This window comes from Bradyrhizobium sp. NP1 (assembly GCF_030378205.1).
Classification (GTDB): domain Bacteria; phylum Pseudomonadota; class Alphaproteobacteria; order Rhizobiales; family Xanthobacteraceae; genus Bradyrhizobium.
Genome location: NZ_CP127385.1, coordinates 3263413 through 3283529 on the forward strand (window position 1 = coordinate 3263413; position 20117 = coordinate 3283529).

General features: G+C 64.6%; 12 protein-coding genes. 8 read left to right on the forward strand and 4 right to left on the reverse strand.

The window, feature by feature from the left end:
- Positions 1 to 69 precede the first annotated feature (69 nt).
- Positions 70 to 1017: a 2-hydroxyacid dehydrogenase gene (locus QOU61_RS15450; RefSeq protein ID WP_289659788.1), complete on the forward strand. Its 948-nt coding sequence runs from the start codon at positions 70 to 72 to the stop codon at positions 1015 to 1017.
- Here QOU61_RS15450 and sigJ read toward each other — a convergent pair.
- Genes sigJ through QOU61_RS15465 form a run of 3 tightly spaced genes read right to left on the reverse strand, consistent with a single transcriptional unit; the run spans position 1010 to position 2802 of the window.
- Positions 1010 to 1915 carry an RNA polymerase sigma factor SigJ gene (gene sigJ, locus QOU61_RS15455; RefSeq protein WP_354142530.1) on the reverse strand — a complete coding sequence of 302 codons (906 nt, stop codon included), beginning with the start codon at positions 1913 to 1915 and terminating at the stop codon, positions 1010 to 1012. The genes QOU61_RS15450 and sigJ overlap by 8 nt on opposite strands.
- Positions 1887 to 2432 (reverse strand): carboxymuconolactone decarboxylase family protein, encoded by a 546-nt coding sequence (locus tag QOU61_RS15460; protein ID WP_289659790.1) that lies wholly within the window; start codon positions 2430 to 2432, stop codon positions 1887 to 1889. Before QOU61_RS15460 ends, sigJ begins: the two co-directional genes overlap by 29 nt.
- Positions 2425 to 2802, reverse strand: coding sequence for a hypothetical protein (locus QOU61_RS15465; RefSeq protein ID WP_289659792.1), 378 nt, complete (start codon positions 2800 to 2802; stop codon positions 2425 to 2427). Before QOU61_RS15465 ends, QOU61_RS15460 begins: the two co-directional genes overlap by 8 nt.
- Positions 2803 to 3422: 620 nt before the next feature.
- On the opposite strand from QOU61_RS15465, the gene rplJ reads away from it, so the two are divergent.
- From rplJ to QOU61_RS15495, 6 genes are all read left to right on the forward strand, one after another.
- Positions 3423 to 3941 carry a 50S ribosomal protein L10 gene (gene rplJ / locus QOU61_RS15470; protein WP_289659794.1) on the forward strand — a complete coding sequence of 173 codons (519 nt, stop codon included), beginning with the start codon at positions 3423 to 3425 and terminating at the stop codon, positions 3939 to 3941.
- Positions 3942 to 3995: 54 nt separating this feature from the next.
- The gene (rplL, locus tag QOU61_RS15475; RefSeq protein WP_289659796.1) at positions 3996 to 4376 is read left to right on the forward strand and encodes a 50S ribosomal protein L7/L12; all 381 of its coding nucleotides are present in this window, start codon (positions 3996 to 3998) and stop codon (positions 4374 to 4376) included.
- 546 nt (positions 4377 to 4922) lie between these two features.
- Complete coding sequence (gene rpoB, locus QOU61_RS15480; RefSeq protein WP_289659798.1) at positions 4923 to 9041, forward strand: DNA-directed RNA polymerase subunit beta; 4119 nt, start codon at positions 4923 to 4925, stop codon at positions 9039 to 9041.
- Positions 9042 to 9191: 150 nt separating this feature from the next.
- On the forward strand, positions 9192 to 13391 hold the full coding sequence (gene rpoC / locus QOU61_RS15485) for a DNA-directed RNA polymerase subunit beta' (RefSeq protein ID WP_289659800.1): 4200 nt from the start codon (positions 9192 to 9194) through the stop codon (positions 13389 to 13391).
- Between the two features lie 291 nt (positions 13392 to 13682).
- On the forward strand, positions 13683 to 15737 hold the full coding sequence (locus QOU61_RS15490; protein ID WP_289659802.1) for an FAD-dependent oxidoreductase: 2055 nt from the start codon (positions 13683 to 13685) through the stop codon (positions 15735 to 15737).
- A gap of 133 nt (positions 15738 to 15870) precedes the next feature.
- Positions 15871 to 17907, forward strand: a complete 2037-nt coding sequence (locus tag QOU61_RS15495) for an ABC transporter ATP-binding protein (protein ID WP_289659804.1) — start codon at positions 15871 to 15873, stop codon at positions 17905 to 17907.
- Here the strand turns inward: QOU61_RS15495 and QOU61_RS15500 are convergent.
- Entirely contained in the window at positions 17853 to 19067 is a 1215-nt protein-coding gene (locus QOU61_RS15500) for an FAD-dependent oxidoreductase (protein WP_289659806.1), read from the reverse strand. The genes QOU61_RS15495 and QOU61_RS15500 overlap by 55 nt on opposite strands.
- Before the next feature lie 663 nt (positions 19068 to 19730).
- On the opposite strand from QOU61_RS15500, the gene rpsL reads away from it, so the two are divergent.
- Complete coding sequence (gene rpsL / locus QOU61_RS15505; protein WP_289659809.1) at positions 19731 to 20102, forward strand: 30S ribosomal protein S12; 372 nt, start codon at positions 19731 to 19733, stop codon at positions 20100 to 20102.
- Positions 20103 to 20117 lie beyond the last annotated feature (15 nt).

Here is a 20117-nt window from a genome sequence, read left to right on the forward strand (position 1 = left end):
AGCGACAAGGACAGGCGAGGGCGGAATTGGGCAACCGATTCCGCCCTTCGCGTTTCGAGGGATTGGTCGATGCCGGAAAAGGTCCTGATCTATTCGCGCTTTCCCAAGGCGCTGATGCTGCGGATCGGTGAGCGGTTCGATCTGCTCGATGCCGGCGGCAAGCCGCCGAACGAGGTGTTTCCGCAAGCCGAGCTCGCCGGCCTCCGCGCCATGATCACCGCCGGCAGCACGCCGCTCGGCGGCGAGGCCATGGACCGCATGCCGAAGCTAGGCGCGATCGTCTGCTATGGCACGGGTTATGACGGCGTCGACCTCAAGGCGGCGGCGAGCCGCAACATCGCGGTCGGGCACAGTCCCGGGGCCAACGCGGCGTCGGTTGCCGATATCGCCATGACCTTGATGCTGGCGGCGACGCGGCGGCTCCTGGTTGCGGACCATTATGTGCGCAGCGGCGACTGGGCCGCCGCAAAGCCCTCGCCGATGATGCGCCCCCGGGCCGGCATGCCCGGCCGCAAGATCGGCATCTTTGGCATGGGCGAGATCGGCCGCAAGATCGCATCCCGCGCCGCCGCCTTCGAGGCCGAGGTCGGCTATTTCAGCCGCAGCCGACACGATGTGCCCTATCAATTCTTCGACAGCCTTGCAGCGCTGGCCGACTGGTGCAGCGTGCTGATCATCGCGGTCCGCGCCGGCGCCGAGACCCACCATGCCGTCAATGCCGACATCCTCAAGCGGCTGGGCGAGGAGGGCACGGTCGTCAACATCGCCCGCGGCTCGGTCATCGATGAGGCGGCGCTGGTCCAGGCGCTTGCCGACAAGACGATCGCCGGCGCGGGGCTCGATGTCTATGCCAGCGAGCCGCACCGCCCCGATGCCCTGACCGCCTTTCCGAACGTGGTCTTCACCCCCCATATCGGCGGCCATACGCTTGAGTCGCACACCGCGATGCAGGATTGCGTGATCGCCAATCTGACCGCCTTTTTCGAAGGCAGGCCGCTCGCCCATCCCGTCAGCTGAGGCGCTCTCCCGGCCAGGCGGGCGGCGCGTGGCGCAGCTTGTCCGGGTTGCGCACGAGGTAGATCGCCGCGATCTTCTCGCCGTCGATCGCGATGCTCGTGGTGAAATCGATCTCGCCGTCGAGATAGATCAGGGCGCCCGCCGTGCCGTTGATCATCATCGGCACCATGCGAATGTCGCGGCCGGCATTCTTGTTGGCGACGCCGACGAAGAAGCGCGCGACCTTCTCGGCGCCAAAGATCTGATTGCGCGGCGCCGCCTTGTGACCGCCGCTGTCGGCAATCAGGAGCGCGTCTTCGCGCAATAGTCCGGCAAGCCGCGAGACGTCGCCACTTGCGGCCGCCTCCGCGAAGGCCTGCAGCAGCCGGGCGTGGTTCTCGGGCGGTGCGGCGGGCGTGGGGCGCTGGTCGCGAACCGCGCGACGCGCGCGGGCCGCAAGCTGGCGGCAGGCGGCCTCGCTGCGATCGAGCATGCGGGCGACGTCGGCGAACGGCGTGTCAAAGACGTCGTGAAGCAGGAACGCCGCCCGCTCCAGCGGCGACAGCCGGTCGAGCGCAAGCAGCAGCGCGAAGGAGAGGTCGTCGGCAAGCTCGGTTGCGCGATCCGCCGAAAGGTCCTCGGCATCGAATACCGGCTCGGGAAGCCACGAGCCGACATAGACCTCGCGCTGCGCCTTCGCGCTTTTCAGCCGGTCGAGGCAAAGCCGGGTCACGATGGTGACGAGAAAGGCTTCCGGGTTCTGGACATCCTGCGCGGACGCGAAGCGCAGATAGGCGTCCTGCACGACGTCCTCGGCGTCGCTGCGGCTGCCGAGCATGCGATAGGCGAGCCCGGTCAGCCGCCCGCGATGCGGCGCGAGGGGATCTTGGTCACGCGGCTTGCTTGATGACATCGACATGGTGGCCGCCCACGCTCACGCGACGGCACTCCTTCGCATATCCGAGCGCCAGCTTGATCATCGGGAAAAGACGGCCGATTTGCAGCGCCATGGTCAAGTCGATCACGCCCTTGTCCCCCCACTGCGCCCGGACGGCGTCGCGATATTCGTCGTCGTTGGGCCGGCGGCGGATGATCGCGTCGGCAAAGCGGAAGGCAAGCACCGTCGCTTCCGTCATGGCCCTGGTGTCGCGGCGAAGCACGGCCTCGATCTGGTCTTTCGCCACACCTGCTTCAAGCGCCATGTCGACCGCCAGCTGGGTGCACGGCCCGCAATCTTCCGCCATCGCGCCGGCGATCTTGGCGGCAAAGCTTGCTTCCGCCGGAACCACCTCGCGATGGTTGGCCGCCTTCATCACGGGAGCGAATTTGAAGAAGGCCGCGGGCGAATCCCGCAGCACCGCCTCGACGTAACCCGTGTCGTAGCCGTAGCGCTTGCTGAATGCCCGCAGCATCCGGCGTGCGATGAACTTACGCATGGTGTTCTCCTTTGGCTGGCCAAGCTGAGTAGACGGCAAGCACTGCGGGCAGCACGACGGTCGCGAGATCAGCCGCCGCATGATGGTCGTGACCGCCCGCGATCATGACGAGATGGATCGCGGCATGAGCGGCCAGGAAGGCGGCGCCGGCAAAGGCTGCCGGCCAATACACCGGTCGCCAGGCCCTCGCGACAAGCGCCAGGCCGGCCGCCAGGAACGCGGCACCGACGTCCTGGACAAAATGCGGGTTGAACGGGCCGGTTTCGGGTACGCCGGGGACGCTTGCCCACCAGGTGGAACCGGCAAACAGCATCACAAGCCCGTTGGCGACGTTGAATGCCCCTAGAATTCCCGCGATCCATCGCTGCATGGTGACCTCTGCCGCACCAGACGAGCGGCCAGGCCCCGGTGTGACATCGCGGGGAAGAATTCTTGCGGGCGGCCCTTCGGGGCAAAACTGGTCTGAATTTTGCTCTTGGCAAGCCGTTCGAGACCGGCTAAACAGCCGCCTCCGGACGTGCTGGCGGTCGCTGGCGCGTTCGTGCGCGCATTCCAAAACCGAACGAACAGGAGACCATTCCTTTTGAGGCGTCCGCTTGGATTACTCGAAAGGATGGAAAACCGCGTCGCTGCGGGATGGAACGCGCGCAGGGAGCATCCGGCATGCTGGATGGTCCCGTCCTGTCCGAGACTGCAGGCGCCCGCGATGAAACTTGAACGTTTCTTCAACGGCTTAATCGCATGGCCTGCATAGACGGGTGAAGACCGGATTTTTGCCCCGCGGCCTTGCCGGTGGGGCTGGTTTGGTTCGAACCTCGACACTCCGCGGCCCGCAAGGGTTCCGGAAGGGCAGGCTACCGAATGTCGTCTGGCCCGGCGTGTCCTTGAAGACCTCAAGTCTTGAAGGCCGGCTTTCGGGTTGGGCGATCAAAGCAACCCGGCGGTCCGAGCCTTCAGAACGCGAAGACCGCCAACCGGAGAGAGCTTGCTGTGGAACGAGCGGCAAAGAAAGAGGCGGTCGAACAGCTCAACGCGGTCTTCAAGACCACGAGCGTCGCGATCGTTGCTCACTATTCCGGCCTCACCGTGGCCCAGATGCAGAACCTGCGCAGGCAGATGAAGCAGGCGGGCGCGGCGGTGAAGGTCTCGAAGAACCGTCTCGCCAAAATTGCTCTTGAAGGCACTGACGTCGCAGCCATCGGTCCCCTGTTGAAGGGGCCGACCGTGATCGCAACTTCGAATGATCCGGTCGCGGCGCCAAAGGTTGCCATCGAATTCGCCAAGGCGAACGAACAGTTCGTCATCCTCGGCGGCTCGATGGGCAAGACCGTCCTGAATGTTGACGGCGTGAAGGCGCTCGCCTCGCTGCCGTCGCTCGACGAACTGCGCGCCAAGCTTGTCGGCCTGATCCAGGCTCCGGCAACCAAGCTCGCCCAGCTCGCCAACGCGCCCGCGGCCAAGCTCGCACGCGTCATTCAGGCTCATGCCTCAAAGGGCGAAGCGGCCTGACACCCTTCGCAAAACTCAAAACTGGTTCGAACCAACACTTCAAGGAACTGATCAATGGCTGACTTGCAGAAAATCGTCGACGACCTGTCGAATCTCACTGTGCTCGAGGCTGCCGAGCTCGCCAAGCTTCTCGAAGAGAAGTGGGGCGTCTCGGCCGCCGCTGCCGTCGCGGTTGCCGCGGCTCCGGGCGCTGGCGGCGGAGCTGCCGCTCCGGCCGAGGAGAAGACCGAGTTCACCGTCGTTCTCGCCGCTGCCGGCGACAAGAAGATCGAGGTCATCAAGGAAGTCCGCGCCATCACCGGCCTCGGGCTGAAGGAAGCCAAGGACCTCGTCGAAGGCGCTCCCAAGCCGGTGAAAGAGGGCGTCAACAAGGACGAAGCCGACAAGATCAAGGCCCAGCTCGAGAAGGCTGGCGCCAAGGTTGAGCTCAAGTAACCGCACGGTTACGCGAGCGAAATCCCGGGCGAGCGCAGCGAGACCCGGGATTCAGTTCCCCGGGGGCGAGCGCAAGCCGAAACCCCCGGGATCGCGATCGAGACGAGGGCCGGCTCCAGCCGGTTCCGGCCCCGAACGAGACAAGCAAAAGGCGTGCGACGGGACCGGTCCGGAGCAGGCCAGACACGAAAAAGTGTGGGGATTCGAGGGTTTGCCCCTCGAAACTTCACGATTGCCATCCCATATCGGGCTGGCAGCACGAAAGCACGGTCGCGTGGCGGGAGCGAAAGTTTCCGCGCGAGGTCGTTGGGAGATAGGCGATTTCGGGCTTTTGCAGTCCGTAAAGATGATGGTTTGACGGGCGGGCGCGACGATGGTCGCCCCGCACGTCGTTTTGCGTTTTGAAGGTCTGAAGAACAAATTCAGGACCCCTGACCCTGAACTTGGGCTTCGGCCGCTCGAAATGGATCGAAATTCAACCCGGACGCGGCGCTTGCCGCGCTCTGGAACGCCGCCGGCAGAGGGTGGCGCGAGAGAGAGGCCACGATGGCGCAGCAGACATTCACCGGTCGCAAACGCGTTCGCAAGTTCTTCGGACACATCAAGGAAGTGGCCGAGATGCCGAACCTCATCGAGGTTCAGAAGGCGTCCTATGACCAGTTCCTGATGGTCGACGAACCCCAGGGCGGCCGGCCGGACGAGGGCCTGCAGGCGGTGTTCCGCTCGGTGTTCCCGATCTCCGACTTCTCCGGCACCTCGATGCTGGAGTTCGTCCGCTATGAGTTCGAGCCGCCGAAATACGACGTCGACGAGTGCCGCCAGCGCGGCATGACCTTTGCCGCGCCGCTCAAGGTGACGCTGCGGCTGATCGTGTTCGATATCGACGAGGAGACCGGCGCCAAGTCCGTCAAGGACATCAAGGAGCAGGACGTCTACATGGGCGACATCCCGCTCATGACCATGAACGGCACCTTCATCGTCAACGGTACCGAGCGCGTCATCGTCTCGCAGATGCACCGCTCGCCCGGCGTGTTCTTCGATCACGACAAGGGCAAAACCCATTCCTCGGGCAAGCTCCTGTTTGCCGCGCGCGTGATTCCCTATCGCGGCTCCTGGCTCGACATCGAGTTCGACGCCAAGGACATCGTGTTCGCGCGCATCGACCGCCGCCGCAAGATCCCCGTGACCTCGCTGATGTTCGCGCTCGGGCTCGACGGCGAGCAGATCCTGTCGACCTTCTACAAGAAGATCATCTACAAGCGCACCAAGGAAGGCTGGCGCGTGCCGTTCGACGCCGCGCGTTTCCGCGGCTATTCGACCATCAACGACCTGATCGACGCCGACACCGGCAAGGTCGTGCTGGAGGCCGGCAAGAAGCTCACCGTGCGCGCCGCGCGTCAGCTCCAGGAGAAGGGGCTGAAGGCGCTGCGCATGTCGGACGATGAGCTGGTCGGCAACTACGTCGCCGAGGACCTCGTCAACCCGAAGACCGGCGAGATCTACGCCGAAGCCGGCGAGGAAATCACCGAGAAGCTCCTGAAGCTGCTCAACGAGCAGGGTTACAAGGAGCTGCCGCTGCTCGACATCGACCACGTCAATGTCGGCGCCTACATCCGCAACACGCTGCACGCCGACAAGAACATGACGCGCGAGGACGCGCTGTTCGACATCTACCGCGTGATGCGTCCGGGCGAGCCGCCGACGCTGGAATCCGCACAGGCCATGTTCCAGTCGCTGTTCTTCGACTCGGAACGTTACGACCTGTCCGCGGTCGGCCGCGTCAAGATGAACATGCGCCTCGACCTCGACGCGCCCGACACCCAGCGCACGCTGCGCAAGGAGGACATCCTTGCGGTGATCAAGACGCTGGTCGACCTGCGCGACGGCAAGGGCGAGATCGACGACATCGACCATCTCGGCAACCGCCGCGTCCGCTCGGTCGGCGAGCTGATGGAGAACCAGTACCGCATCGGCCTGTTGCGCATGGAGCGCGCCATCAAGGAGCGCATGTCGAGCGTCGACATCGACACCGTGATGCCGCAGGACCTGATCAACGCGAAGCCCGCGGCAGCCGCGGTGCGCGAGTTCTTCGGCTCCTCGCAGCTCTCGCAGTTCATGGACCAGACCAACCCGCTGTCGGAGATCACCCACAAGCGGCGCCTGTCGGCGCTCGGACCGGGCGGCCTGACGCGCGAGCGGGCCGGCTTCGAGGTGCGCGACGTGCACCCGACGCATTACGGCCGCATCTGCCCGATCGAGACGCCGGAAGGTCCCAACATCGGCTTGATCAACTCGCTCGCGACCTTCGCGCGCGTCAACAAGTACGGGTTCGTCGAGACGCCCTATCGCAAGGTCAAGGACGGCCGCGTCACCGACGAGGTGGTGTATCTGTCGGCGATGGAGGAGGGGCGCTACCGCGTCGCTCAGGCCAACGTGCCGCTCGACAACCGCGGCCGCTTCACCGAGGACCTCGTGGTCTGCCGTCACGCCGGCGAGAACATCCCGGTCACGCCGGACAAGGTCGACTACATGGACGTGTCGCCGAAGCAGCTCGTTTCGGTGGCTGCGGCCTTGATCCCGTTCCTCGAGAACGACGACGCCAACCGCGCGCTGATGGGCTCGAACATGCAGCGCCAGGCGGTGCCGCTGGTTCGTGCGGAAGCGCCGTTCGTCGGCACCGGCATGGAAGGCGTGGTCGCCCGTGACTCGGGCGCCGCGATCGCGGCGCGCCGTTCGGGCGTGATCGACCAGATCGACGCCACCCGCGTCGTCATCCGCGCCACGGAAGATCTCGATCCGACCAAGTCGGGCGTCGATATCTACCGGCTGATGAAGTACCAGCGCTCCAACCAGTCGACCTGCATCAACCAGCGTCCGCTGGTGAAGGTCGGCGACACCGTCAAGAAGGGCGACATCATCGCCGACGGTCCCTCGACCGATCTCGGCGAGCTCGCGCTCGGCCGCAACGTGCTGGTCGCGTTCATGCCGTGGAACGGCTACAACTTCGAAGACTCGATCCTGCTCTCCGAGCGGATAGTGAAGGACGACGTCTTCACCTCGATCCACATCGAGGAATTCGAGGTGATGGCGCGCGACACCAAGCTCGGCCCTGAGGAAATCACCCGCGACATTCCGAACGTCTCGGAAGAAGCGCTGAAGAACCTCGACGAGGCCGGCATCGTCTATATCGGCGCGGAAGTGCGCGCCGGCGACATCCTGGTCGGCAAGATCACGCCGAAGGGCGAAAGCCCGATGACGCCGGAAGAGAAGCTTCTGCGTGCGATCTTCGGCGAAAAGGCCTCCGACGTCCGCGACACCTCGCTGCGCGTGCCTCCGGGTGTGCAGGGCACGATCGTGGAAGTGCGCGTGTTCAACCGCCACGGCGTCGACAAGGACGAGCGTGCGCTGGCGATCGAGCGCGAGGAGATCGAGCGTCTCGCCAAGGACCGCGACGACGAGCAGGCGATCCTTGACCGCAACGTCTACAGCCGCCTTGCCGAACTTTTGGAAGGCCGCCAGGGCATTGCCGGTCCGAAGGGCTTCAAGAAGGACACCAAGATCACCCGCGCGGTGCTCGACGAGTATCCGAAGTCGCAGTGGTGGCTGTTTGCCTCGCCCAACGACAAGCTGATGGGCGAGATCGAAGCCATGCGCAAGCAGTACGACGAATCGAAGAAGGGGCTCGAGCAGCGCTTCCTCGACAAGGTCGAGAAGCTGCAGCGCGGCGACGAGCTGCCGCCCGGCGTGATGAAGATGGTCAAGGTCTTCGTCGCGGTGAAGCGCAAGATCCAGCCCGGCGACAAGATGGCCGGCCGTCACGGCAACAAGGGTGTGGTGTCCAAGATCGTGCCGATCGAGGACATGCCGTTCCTCGAGGACGGCACCCATGTCGACATCGTGCTCAATCCGCTCGGCGTGCCCTCGCGCATGAATGTCGGGCAGATCCTCGAGACGCATCTCGGCTGGGCCTGTGCCGGCCTCGGCAGGCGCATCGGCCAGACGGTCGACGCCTATCTCGGCAGGCAGGACGCCAAGCCGCTGAAGGAGACGTTGAAGCGGATCTATGGCGACGACGAGACGATCAAGTCGCTCAACGACAGCGAACTGATCGAGCTCGGCCGCAACCTGAGCCACGGCGTGCCGATTGCAACGCCGGTGTTCGACGGTGCCAAGGAAGCCGACATCGAGGAGATGCTGAAGCTTGCCGGTCTCGACGCCTCGGGTCAGTCGACCGTCTATGACGGCCGTACCGGCGATCCCTTCGATCGCAAGGTGACGGTGGGCTACATCTATATGCTCAAGCTGCACCATCTCGTGGACGACAAGATCCACGCCCGTTCGATCGGCCCGTACTCGCTCGTCACCCAGCAGCCGCTGGGCGGCAAGGCGCAGTTCGGCGGCCAGCGCTTCGGCGAAATGGAGGTGTGGGCGCTGGAAGCCTATGGCGCGGCCTACACGCTGCAGGAAATGCTGACGGTGAAGTCGGACGACGTGGCCGGCCGCACCAAGGTCTACGAGGCGATCGTGCGCGGCGACGACACGTTCGAGGCCGGTATTCCGGAATCGTTCAACGTGCTGGTCAAGGAAATGCGCTCGCTCGGCCTCAACGTCGACCTGCACAATTCCAAGGTCGGCCCGGCCTCGACCTCGGAGGCCGCCGAGTAAACGAGACTTTCATGCCCGACCTGGAACGCGAGGCGCGTCCTCGCATCCCGGGCCGGGCATCGGCGCCTTGCCGGTCTGCCGGGCAGGGGGCCTGACCAAGAGATTTTCGAATTTGCTGCCGGACGGCGACCGGCACGCGAGGAGAAGACGATGAACCAAGAGATTATGAATCTTTTCAATCCGACGACGCCGGCCCAGGTCTTCGACCAGATCCGGATCTCGATCGCGTCCCCGGAGAAGATTCTGTCCTGGTCCTACGGCGAGATCAAGAAGCCGGAGACCATCAACTACCGCACCTTCAAGCCCGAGCGCGACGGCCTGTTCTGCGCGCGCATCTTCGGGCCGATCAAGGACTATGAGTGCTTGTGCGGCAAGTACAAGCGCATGAAGTACAAGGGCATCATCTGCGAGAAGTGCTCGGTCGAGGTGACGCTGTCGCGCGTCCGGCGCGAGCGCATGGGCCATATCGAGCTCGCGGCGCCCGTTGCGCACATCTGGTTCCTGAAGTCGCTGCCGTCGCGCATCGGCCTGCTGCTCGACATGACGCTGAAGGATCTCGAGCGCATCCTGTATTTCGAGTACTACGTGGTGCTCGAGCCGGGCCTGACCGCGCTCAAGGACCGTCAGCTGCTGTCGGAGGACGAGTACCTCAAGGCGCAGGACGAGTACGGCCAGGACTCATTCACCGCCATGATCGGCGCGGAGGCGATCCGCGAGCTGTTGAAGGGCCTCGACCTCGAGAAGCTCGAGGTTACCTTGCGCGCCGAGATGGCGGACACCGATTCCGACATCAAGCACAAGAAGCTCGCCAAGCGGCTGAAGATCGTCGAGGCGTTCCGCTTCTCCGGCAACAAGCCGGAGTGGATGATCATGACGGTCGTCCCGGTGATTCCGCCGGACCTGCGGCCGCTGGTGCCGCTCGATGGCGGCCGCTTTGCGACCTCCGACCTCAACGACCTCTACCGCCGCGTCATCAACCGCAACAACCGCTTGAAGCGGCTGATGGAGCTGCGCGCGCCCGACATCATCATTCGCAACGAGAAGCGCATGCTGCAGGAGGCGGTCGACGCGCTGTTCGACAACGGCCGCCGCGGCCGCGTCATCACCGGCGCCAACAAGCGCCCGCTGAAGTCGCTCGCCGACATGCTGAAGGGCAAGCAGGGCCGTTTCCGGCAGAACCTGCTCGGCAAGCGCGTCGACTATTCCGGCCGCTCGGTGATCGTGGTCGGCCCCGAACTGCGCCTGCATCAGTGCGGCTTGCCGAAGAAGATGGCGCTCGAGCTGTTCAAGCCGTTCATCTATTCGCGGCTGGACGCCAAGGGCCTGTCCACCACCGTGAAGCAGGCGAAGAAGCTGGTCGAGAAGGAGCGGCCCGAGGTCTGGGACATCCTGGACGAGGTGATCCGCGAACATCCGGTGCTGCTCAACCGCGCGCCGACGCTGCATCGCCTCGGCATCCAGGCCTTCGAGCCGGTGCTGATCGAGGGCAAGGCGATCCAGCTCCACCCGCTGGTCTGCGCCGCGTTCAACGCCGACTTCGACGGCGACCAGATGGCCGTGCACGTGCCGCTGTCGCTCGAGGCTCAGCTCGAAGCGCGCGTGCTGATGATGTCGACCAACAACATCCTGCACCCCGCGAACGGCCAGCCGATCATCGTGCCGTCACAGGACATCGTGCTCGGTCTCTACTACCTCTCGATCATGCGCGAAGGCCTGCCCGGCGAGGGCAAGATCTTCGGCGACATGGCCGAGCTCGAGCACGCGCTGCACTCGAAGGTCATCCACCTGCACACCAAGATCAAGTATCGCTGGCACGGCACGGATGAGTCCGGCAACATGGCCAAGCGCTGGATCGAAACCACCGCGGGCCGCGTCATGCTCGGCAACGTGCTGCCGAAGCACCCGAAGATCTCCTACGACATCATCAACAAGCTGATGACCAAGCGCGAGATCTCCGGCGTCATCGACCAGGTCTACCGCCACTGCGGCCAGAAGGAGACGGTGATCTTCTGCGATCGCATCATGGCGCTCGGCTTCTACAACGCCTTCAAGGCCGGCATCTCGTTCGGCAAGGACGACATGGTCGTGCCGCAGGGCAAGTGGAAGATCGTCGATACCACGCGTGCGCTGGCGAAGGATTTCGAGCAGCAGTACAATGACGGTCTCATCACCCATGGCGAGAAGTACAACAAGGTGGTCGACGCCTGGTCGAAGGCCACCGAGGAAATCGCCAAGGAGATGATGAAGGAAATCTCGGCGACCAAGAAGAACGCCAAGGGCGCCGACGCCGACATCAACTCGATCTACATGATGGCGCATTCCGGCGCGCGCGGCTCGCCGGCGCAGATGCGCCAGCTCGCCGGCATGCGCGGCCTGATGGCCAAGCCGTCGGGCGAGATCATCGAGACGCCGATCATTTCCAACTTCAAGGAAGGCCTGTCGGTGCTCGAATACTTCAACTCGACCCACGGCGCCCGCAAGGGCCTCGCGGACACCGCGTTGAAGACGGCGAACTCCGGCTACCTGACGCGGCGTCTGGTCGACGTGGCGCAGGACTGCATCATCACGCAGGACGATTGCGGCACCAAGCTCGGCATCAAGATGCGCGCCATCGTCGATGCCGGCACCGTGGTCGCTTCGCTCGGCTCGCGTATCCTCGGCCGCGTCGCCTGCGACGACGTGCGCGATCCCGCCTCCAACAAGGTGCTGGTCAAGCGCGGCACGCTGATGGAGGAGAGCCATGTGGATGCCATCCACCAGGCCGGCATCCAGGAGGTGAAGATCCGCTCGGCGCTGACCTGCGAGCTGGTCAACGGCATCTGCGGCAAGTGCTACGGGCGCGACCTCGCCCGCGGCACGCCGGTCAACCACGGCGAGGCGGTCGGCGTCATCGCTGCGCAGTCGATCGGCGAGCCCGGCACGCAGCTCACGATGCGCACCTTCCACATCGGCGGTGCGGCGCAGATCAACGAGCAGTCGTTCGTCGAATCCAACTTCGACGGCAAGGTGGTGATCAAGAACAAGGCGATCGCCCGCAACAGCGAGGGTCACCTGGTCGCGATGGTCCGCAACATGGTGGTTGCGATCGTCGATGCCGACGGCACCGAGCGGGCGACCCACCGCATCCAGTACGGCGCGCGCATGCATGTCGACGAGGGTGACACGGTCAAGCGCGGCCAGCGCATCGCCGAGTGGGATCCCTACACCCGTCCGGTGCTCACCGAGGTCGAGGGCACGATCGGCTTCGAGGATCTGGTCGAGGGTCAGTCGATCTCCGAGACGCTCGACGAGTCCACCGGCATCGCCAAGCGCGTGGTCATCGACTGGCGCACGACGCGGGGCGGGGCCGATCTGCGCCCGGCCATCGTGATCAAGGGCAAGGACGGCAAGGTGCTCAAGCTGTCGCGCGGCGGCGACGCCCGCTATCTGCTCTCGGTCGACGCGATCCTGTCGGTCGACGTCGGCGCCAAGGTCAAGCCGGGCGACATCCTCGCCCGTATCTCGACCGAAAGCGCCAAGACGCGCGACATCACCGGCGGTCTGCCGCGGGTGGCGGAGCTGTTCGAGGCGCGCAGGCCGAAGGATGCGGCGATCATCGCCGAGATCGCCGGCACCATCCGCTTCGGCCGCGACTACAAGAACAAGCGCCGTATCTCGATCGAGCCGATGGACAAGACCGAGGAGCCGCGCGAGTACCTGATCCCGAAGGGCAAGCACATCCACCTGCAGGACGGCGATATCGTCGAAAAGGGCGATTTCATCGTCGAGGGCAATCCGGCGCCGCACGACATCCTGGCGATCAAGGGCATCGAGGAACTCGCTGCCTATCTGGTCAACGAGATCCAGGAGGTCTACCGGCTGCAGGGCGTGCTCATCAACGACAAGCACATCGAGGTGATTGTCCGTCAGATGCTGCAGAAGGTGGAGATCACCGACCAGGGCGAGACCGATCTGATCGTGGGCGAACAGGTCGACAAGATCGAGTTCGACCAGGTCAACGACAAGGCCAAGGAAGAAGGCAAGAAGCCGGCCACCGGGACCCCGGTCCTGCTCGGCATCACCAAGGCGAGCCTGCAGACCCGCTCGTTCTTCTCGGCGGCGTCGTTCCAGGAAACCACGCGCGTGCTCACCGAGGCCGCTGTCAACGGCAAGGTCGATCCGCTCGAGGGCCTGAAGGAGAACGTCATCGTCGGGCGGCTGATCCCGGCCGGCACCGGCGCCTCGATGGCCCGGATCCGCGAGGTCGCACTCAAGCGCGACAAACTGATCCTGGACGAGCGCGAGAAGCAGGCGGCCATCGTGCCGTCCGCGCCCGAGGCCGAGCCGCTGGCCCTGCCTCCCGCCGAATAAGGTTCCCGTAAGACTACGGGTTCACGTGAAAAAGGCCGGTAACTTGCCGGCCTTTTTTACTTTTCCGAGCGTGTTGCGGTGCACGAACGCGCTTTGTTCATCTTTCCTTCAGGCAGAAAAGCGCTTTTGCTAGGGTGACTTAAAGCGTGACCGGGAAGGGCGGCGTTGCCCTTTCGCCAAAGCAGGTCATGCAGAACGAAAGAGCTGAGGCGGGCGGCTACGGCGGAAAGCAGCCCTGCTTCAGGCGGACGGTTCCTCTGGGGCCGGCCGTGATGGGGCAGTGGATTGGACATGCTTGATCTTGCAATCGTAGGCGGCGGCCCCGGTGGGCTGATGAGCGCCTGGTATCTGAAACGAAAGCTGGGTGACCTCTGCCGCGTCACCATCTTCGAGGCGTCCGATCGCCTTGGCGGCAAGATCGTCACGCGCAAATTCGACACGGCGCCCGCGATGTACGAGGCGGGCGTGGCCGAGATCTACGACTACTCGATGACCGGCCCCGATCCGCTGCGCGAGCTGATCCAGCATTTCGGGCTGCAGACCATCCCGATGGACGCCGAGCAGGTGCAGCTCGACGGCGAATTGCTGGCCGACGTTCCCGGCATGCGCCGTAAATACGGCGCGAGGACTGCCGATGCCATCGAGACCTTCCGCAGCAAGTGCGCCGAGATGGTCTCGCCGCTGGAATATTACGAAGGCGTCGGCGCCCACGACAACGAGCATCCCTGGGCCTATCTGACGGCCGAGGAGCTGCTCGACCGCGAGGTGAACGACCCCGTCGCCAAGCGCTTCTTCAAGGTGATGGCGCGCTCCGACATCGCGACCGAGAGCCACAACACCAACGGGCTCAACGCGCTCAAGAACTTCGTCATGGATATCGACGGCTATATCGGCCTGTACTCGATCCAGAACGGCAACGAGCAGCTGATCGAGTGCCTGCAGTCCGAGGTCGACGCCGACATCCAGCTCAATCATCGCGTGCTCAAGGTCGGCAAGACCGATGCCGGCCGCTACCGCCTCAACATGATGAACGGCAAGGGGCCGGAGACGCGCGACTTCGACCTCGTGCTGATGTGCCTGCCGCACTCCTGGCTTGCCACCATGCGCTGGGACGGCGAGGCGCTGCGCAAGTCGATGGTCAAGCATGTCTCCTATTTCGACCGTCCGGCGCACTATCTGCGGGTCTCGATCCTGTTCGACGAGCCGTTCTGGGGCGGCAAGATACCCGGCGCCTGGTTCATGTCGGAGGCCTTCGGCGGCTGCTGCGTCTACAACGAGGGCGCCCGGCACGACGTCGGCAAGCATGGCGTGCTGAACTGGCTGATCGCCGGCTCCGATGCGCTCGCCTTCGCCAATCTTTCCGACCAGGAGCTGATCGATGCGGCGCTGAAGTCGCTGCCGGCCTCGCTTGGCGATGCGCGCGCGCATTTCCTCGAAGGCAAGATCCACCGCTGGCTGTCCTCGGTGAACGCGCTGCCCGGCGGCCTGCCGGCGCGCGACGTCATGACCAACCACAGGCCCGAGCCGAAGCAGCATCCGGGCCTGGTCGTGGTCGGCGACTACCTGTTCGATTCCACGCTCAACGGCCTGCTCGACTCCTCCGACGCCGCCACCGACATCATCCTGACCGAGATGATGCGGCTGCGCCGCGCGCGCACCCAGGACGGCAAACTGCGCTCGGACAAGATCGACCGCGACTATTTCGCCAATTACCGCGGGCTCGGGCCCTACGACCTAGCCTGGAGCCACTTCACCGATCCCGACTACCTGACCGGCCTGATCCGGATCGTCTGGGGCAGGGCGAAGGGCTACAAGCTCCTGGTGGCGGGCTCGGCCTCCGGCGAATTGGTCGGCGCGCTGCGCGAGCGCGGCATCGAGGCTTTCGGCATCGAGAACAACCGCTTCATCCACGCCAGGACGCCGAAGGCGTTGCGCAAGTTCAACAAGCTCGGCTCGATCACCGACATGCCGTTCAAGGACGGCGAATTCGACTTCGTGTTCGAGACCAGCCTCTGTCACGTTCCGGAGAAGCAGGTGGTTCGTGCCATCCGCGAGCTCAACCGCGTGGTCAAGACCGGCCTGATGTTCGGCTCGGTCACGTCGGACATGGCCCCCGGCCTGATCGATCGCTACGACCTGCTGCGCGGCGTGAGGAAGCTCGGCACCTGGTGGGAATGGTCGGAACTGTTCTTCAACAACGGCTTCGATCTTTCGATGCACCGGCGCGACTGCGCTGATGCGCTGTGGGAGGCGACCCTTGCCGCTAACAAGGGGCCAGGCCAGTGGTATGCCGACGCTGACAGCCTGCGCTACTCGTTCTTCGACAAGGTCGAGGACGACGAATAACCATCCCGACCAAGGTTACGGTCGAAACTTTTGCTGAATGCGTGCCGATCGCATAGGATCGGCGCGGTGGCGTCCCCCGCCATCGCCTTGTTGATTCTGCGGTCAGGCCGGCCGTGCAGCATCGGTTGGTTTCATGGCGCCCAAGCCTCCTCCATCGCCGGATAACAAGACCTCCACGGATGAACCCGTACTGGAGGCCGATGAGAAGCGGATGGGGAAGGCGACGCCCCCCGCCGGTCCGCCGGTCTCGGACCGGCCCGCGGCGGCAGCTCCGTCCGACGAGGATGACGAGGACGATGAGGACGAGCTTGAGCTCGAGGACGACGATGAGGACGAGGACCTCGTCGTCTTTACCGCCCGCGAGGCGGCCGGCGCGCTCGCCACGATCTACGGCTTCGTCAAGCCGCACTTAAAGAACTACAAGCGGCTGCTGGCCTTCGTCGGGATTGGCGTCATCATCGAGACGCTGTTCAACGTCTTCATGCCGCTCAGCCTCAAATTCCTGATCGACGACGCGCTCGGCGAGGAGGACTTCGAGGCGCTGTACAAGATCCTCGGCGTGCTGGCGGTGGCTGGCATCTTCACCTCGATCGTCGCGGTCTGGTACGAGCGCTGGGACGCAAGACTTGCAGCCGGCCTGATCGCCGACGTCCGCACCCGCCTGTTCGAGCATGTGCAGAACCTGCCGGCGTCCTATTTCGCGCGCACCCGGCGGGGCGAGATCCTGTCGCGCTTCTCGGTCGACCTGTCCGCCTTCGAAGGCGCGATCAAGAGCTTCGCTAACAGCGCGGCGCTGCCGTTCCTGGAGCTGATCGCCGGCATCATCCTGATGCTGTTCCTGAACTGGCAGCTCGCGGCGATCGCGCTGCTGGTGTTCCCGATCACGCTGATCGGTCCGCGCATCCTCACGCCCAAGGCGGTGCAGGCCAATTACGAGCAGAAGCTCAACGAATCCTCGCTGCTCGGCATGGTGCAGGAGAACGTCGCCGCCCAGGCGGTGATCAAGGCGTTCAGCCTGCAGCGCAAGACGCTCGGCTGGTTCACCCTGCGCAACGACGAGGCACGGCGCAAATTCGCCTCCGCCGCCTTTCTCTCGACCATGGTCGAGCGCACCGTGACCATCTCGGTGCTGCTGTTGCACCTCGTGGTGCTCGCGATCGGCGCCTATCTTGCGACCAAGGGGCAGATCACCATCGGCACTTTCGTGACCTTCGAAAGCGCGTTCTGGGAGGTGTCCTACAACATCGCCCATGTGATGCATTTCATCCCGATCACGATCCAGTCGGCCGCCGCCGTCCGCCATATCCAGGAGATGCTGGACGAGCCGACCCGCGGCGCCGACCGTCCCGGCGCGCCCGACTTGCCGCGGATCAGCAACGACATCACCTTCGACCGCGTCACCTTCCAGTACGAAGGTGGCCAGGAGCCGGTGCTGGACAATTTCAGCCTCAAGCTCAACGTCGGCAAGACGGTCGCGATCGTCGGTCCCAGCGGCTCCGGCAAGAGCACGCTGCTCAACCTGATCCTGCGCCTCTACGTGCCGGACGAGGGGCGCGTGGCCATCGACGGCGTCGACATCCGCCGCGTCACCCGCCAGTCGCTGCGCCGCAGCATGGCGGTCGTGTTCCAGGAGAACATGCTGTTCAACATGTCGATCAAGGAGAACATCCGGCTCGGCAAGGAGGGCGCGACCGACGAGGAGGTGATCGCGGCCGCGCGCAAGGCCGAGATCCACCGCTACATCATGAGCCTGCCGCAGAAATACGACACCCCGGTCGGCGAGCGCGGCGACACGCTGTCGGGCGGCCAGCGCCAGCGCATCGCGATCGCCCGCGCCATCATCCGCAACCCTTCCGTGCTGCTGCTCGACGAGGCGACGTCGGCGCTCGACCAGACCACGGAGGCGGCGATCAATCGCACGCTGCTCAACGTCGCCAAGGGCCGCACCATGATCTGGTCGACCCACCGGCTGACCTCGGTGGTGGACATGGACGAGATCGTGGTGATTTCAGGCGGCAAGGCGATCGAGCGCGGCTCGCACGCCGAGCTGCTCGCCAGGAACGGCGTCTACCGCAGGCTCTGGGACGACCAGACCCACAAGTCGCACCATGCCGATCAGGCGGACGACGACAATGAGGATGAAGACGAGGACGACGACGACGAGGAGTGATCGTCGAACTTCGTATCCATCTGGCGGCCGATCCGCCGCAACATGCCGCGCGCGGACCAGTTGAAGAAGCGCGCCCAGCGCTGCAGGGCCCAGTAGAGGCCGTGGTCGATCGACACCGATCGGAAGTGGTGGGCTTTCGCCCATGCCCAGGCGTCGCAGGCCTGCTTGACCGGATCGTCGTAGTAGGCGGCGATCTTGGCCTCATCCATGCCGTCGGAGGCGAGCCAGGCCGGGATATGGACGTTGCAGAGCCGCTCGACGTCCGTGAACACCTTGTCGGTGCCGGTCCCGGTGACGGGGCAGGTGGTCTGGAAGGCGTCGCCCACCAGCACGATTCCCGGCTGCCGGTAGCCTTCGTTCACGGTGAGATCGGCCGGCCGGACCTTGAGCTCGCCATCGATCTCGAACGCGCCGGTCAGCCGCGCAAGCCGCGGCAGTGCGGCGCGCAGGGTCGCAGCCGGCGCGTGCCGCAACTCGCGCAGCCAGGGATCGTCGATTGCGCGATAGGTGAACAGGTTGGCCCGCATCCGGCCGCCGACCGGAAACAGCGAGATGTAGGGAATGCGGTCGCTCGGCCGCTCCGAGAAATAGGTCATCGCCGGGAAAGCAAAGGATGCACGGCCGACCGGCACCATGTTGAAGCCGATCGAGATCGAGTGGCAGTCGCTGACGACCTGCCGCCTGATTCCGAGCGTCTGGCGCAGCCCCACATTCAGCCCGTTGGCGAGCACGACGAGGCGTGCGGAAATAGCGCTGCCATCCGAGAGCGAGACGGTCTGGCGGTCAGGGCTCGTCGCAATCGCCACCGCCTTGGCCCAGACGCGGTCGACCGAATCGGGAATCTCGGCCCGGATCGTGTTGACGAGATCGTCGTAGAGCATGCCGAACTGCTGGCTCGGCACCTTGTCGAGCAAATAGCCGAAGCGCGCGATCCAGTTCGCGCCATCGAGGCTCGTCTTCGGCAGCACGGCTTCCGCGAGCCCGGTGCGACGGAAGCGTTCGACCTGCACGCCGCCGCTCAGCTTCTCGACTCGGAAATCGGGAGGGTAGGCACGATGCGGATCGATGAGAATCGCCGGGATATCGGCGCGGCCCAGCATCGCGGCGGCCGTCGCGCCGGCGAGGCCCCCTCCGACGATCGCAATGTCCGTGTATCTCATGGCCTGATCCGAGGGCTCAACCACCCCTCCTTGCGCCCGAAACTGCAAACAAAGCCTTAGTGTCGGTATCGGGGTGATTAATGTCCGGGTAAAATATGGACGGGGTTGCCGGGAACAGGCCTAGTGCCTATCTCGTGCAAGCCTGACGCGGCGGTCGCGCGCGGCAGGATTTCCCAAGCGGCAGAGGTGCTTCCTGCAATCTCCTCTGACCATCGTTTCGCCTTGACTTGGCTGTGCAGCGCTTATAAAAGGCGCGCACTTAACGACAGGCGGTGAGCTACGCCCGCGTCGGAACGGACCACCCGTTGAAGATCTCCTCGTGGAGACCGAGACGGGCACCACCCTCGACGAATGCCGCTCAAACGCTGTCGATTATAGCTAGGCAAATGCCAGGACGATTTTAGTTCTTAAGAGCCAGTCCTCTTGAGAGTTAACTCGGATGCATGACCTCGGTGACAGACCGAACGGCGAACGCTGATCGGTTGCAATCGCGGTCCTCTGTGGCGTCGAAGCGCTTCCCGCTCAGCAATGAGCGGTTGGCGCAATTTCGCTTTGCGCGGATGTTTTTCGCGCGGGCGCGATCCCGGCGGGGCGGTAACCCCGAGCAGGAATTTCGCGGCAGGCCCATCGGCTTGCCGCACGAACGAAAAGGTGAAGGCCAGGATGCCGACGATCAACCAGCTGATCGCAGCGCCGCGTACGGTGCAGAAGTCGCGCAAGAAGGTGCCGGCGTTGCAGCAGTCGCCGCAGAAGCGCGGCGTGTGCACGCGCGTCTACACCACGACCCCGAAGAAGCCGAACTCGGCGCTCCGGAAAGTGGCCAAGGTGCGCCTGACCAACGGCTTCGAGGTGATCGGCTACATTCCGGGTGAGGGCCATAACCTGCAGGAGCACTCGGTGGTGATGATCCGCGGCGGTCGCGTCAAGGACCTGCCCGGCGTGCGCTACCACATCCTCCGCGGCGTGCTGGACACCCAGGGCGTCAAGAACCGCAAGCAGCGCCGTTCGAAGTACGGCGCCAAGCGTCCGAAATAATCGGGAAAAGATCAG

What these genes read in the sequence shown, in the direction of transcription:
- QOU61_RS15490 (WP_289659802.1), top strand. Translation starts at nt 13,683, where the DNA reads ATGCTTGATCTTGCAATCGTAGGCGGCGGCCCCGGTGGGCTGATGAGC.
- QOU61_RS15460 (WP_289659790.1), bottom strand. Translation starts at nt 2,432, where the DNA reads ATGCGTAAGTTCATCGCACGCCGGATGCTGCGGGCATTCAGCAAGCGC.
- rplL (WP_289659796.1), top strand. Translation starts at nt 3,996, where the DNA reads ATGGCTGACTTGCAGAAAATCGTCGACGACCTGTCGAATCTCACTGTG.
- QOU61_RS15500 (WP_289659806.1), bottom strand. Translation starts at nt 19,067, where the DNA reads ATGAGATACACGGACATTGCGATCGTCGGAGGGGGCCTCGCCGGCGCG.
- QOU61_RS15465 (WP_289659792.1), bottom strand. Translation starts at nt 2,802, where the DNA reads ATGCAGCGATGGATCGCGGGAATTCTAGGGGCATTCAACGTCGCCAAC.
- QOU61_RS15450 (WP_289659788.1), top strand. Translation starts at nt 70, where the DNA reads ATGCCGGAAAAGGTCCTGATCTATTCGCGCTTTCCCAAGGCGCTGATG.
- rpsL (WP_289659809.1), top strand. Translation starts at nt 19,731, where the DNA reads ATGCCGACGATCAACCAGCTGATCGCAGCGCCGCGTACGGTGCAGAAG.
- sigJ (WP_354142530.1), bottom strand. Translation starts at nt 1,915, where the DNA reads ATGTCGATGTCATCAAGCAAGCCGCGTGACCAAGATCCCCTCGCGCCG.
- rpoC (WP_289659800.1), top strand. Translation starts at nt 9,192, where the DNA reads ATGAACCAAGAGATTATGAATCTTTTCAATCCGACGACGCCGGCCCAG.
- rpoB (WP_289659798.1), top strand. Translation starts at nt 4,923, where the DNA reads ATGGCGCAGCAGACATTCACCGGTCGCAAACGCGTTCGCAAGTTCTTC.
- QOU61_RS15495 (WP_289659804.1), top strand. Translation starts at nt 15,871, where the DNA reads ATGGCGCCCAAGCCTCCTCCATCGCCGGATAACAAGACCTCCACGGAT.